Source organism: Algoriphagus confluentis (assembly GCF_036245625.1).
In the GTDB taxonomy this organism is placed as follows: Bacteria; Bacteroidota; Bacteroidia; order Cytophagales; family Cyclobacteriaceae; genus Algoriphagus; species Algoriphagus confluentis.
The window spans coordinates 1-1,033 of the sequence record NZ_BTPD01000037.1 but is presented as its reverse complement, the minus strand read 5'-3'; the positions used below and the strand labels follow the sequence as shown (position 1 = coordinate 1,033).

Annotated in this window: 1 protein-coding gene and 1 pseudogene; both read left to right on the top strand. The window is 54.6% G+C overall.

Annotated elements, in window-relative coordinates; genetic code table 11:
• Positions 1-537 (top strand): PorP/SprF family type IX secretion system membrane protein (locus AAA943_RS21770; RefSeq protein WP_338226527.1); only part of this gene is annotated, 537 nt, incomplete at its 5' end.
• A 2-nt stretch (positions 538-539) separates the two neighbouring features.
• Positions 540-1,033, top strand: a pseudogene (locus AAA943_RS21765) (OmpA family protein); the annotation flags it as partial.

The window sequence follows — 1,033 nt, the reverse complement described above, 5'->3', positions numbered from 1 at the left end:
CTTCCCCAGGGCCGGGTGAACCTGTTCACACCGAACCTGAATTCGGGATTGTTTTTCCACACGCCGAAGTTTTATGCGGGCTTCAGTGTGTACAACATGATCGGCAAGAAGGCCTTGGAGCGAGAGGATGTGGCTTTGGCATATCATGACTTTCATTACTACCTGACGGCGGGCGCCTTGCTGGAGCTGTCGGAGACGGTGTCGTTCAAGCCGAGCTTTCTGATCAAGGAAGTGAAGGGAGCGCCGACCAACTACGATCTGAACGCGATGTTTCTGTTTTACGAGCGGATCTGGTTGGGGGGCAGCTACCGGAGCAACGTGAAGATCTGGAACGACAACCTGGAGGAGAACCTGTCGAGCCGGAACGCGGTTGCGGCGATCATCGAGATATTTGCGACCGACCGGCTACGGATCGGGTATGCGTATGACCACAACCTGAACGTGCTTCAGGACTACCGGAGCAACTCGCATGAGTTTTCGGTGGGCTTCTATATGATACCGAGGACTTCAATGATGAAAAACCAAAGATGGTTCTGATTATGAAAAAGACACTGACCATACTGACGATAACGGCAGGCTTGCTGATTGGAGCCACGGGCATAGCAGAGGCCCAGAAGACGAAAGTCCGCTATGCGGACGAGCAGATGACCCTGATGAACTACCAGCATGCACTGGATGTGTACAAGGAAGCGTATGCGAAGAAGCCCAACTACGAGACGGCGCGGAAGACGGCGCTGGCCCAGGACAAGGTAAGGGACTACGGAGCGATGTACGAATGGTGGAAGACGACGGTGGGGTACGAAGAGGCGAGGGGAGAAGACTACCGAGCGTTGCTTCGGGCGGGGATACTGACCGACAACTTTGAGGAAGCGGTATCGATTATCCAGGCGAAGGGCTTGACAGCGGACAGCCTGGGGATCGAGAAGCGGGATATTCCGGAGAGTGCGAGGAAGCTGAAGCTGGAGAATGTGGAAGAGCTGAACAGCAGTGAATCGGACTTTTCGATGGTGGAAGACGGACAGGGGAACAAGTA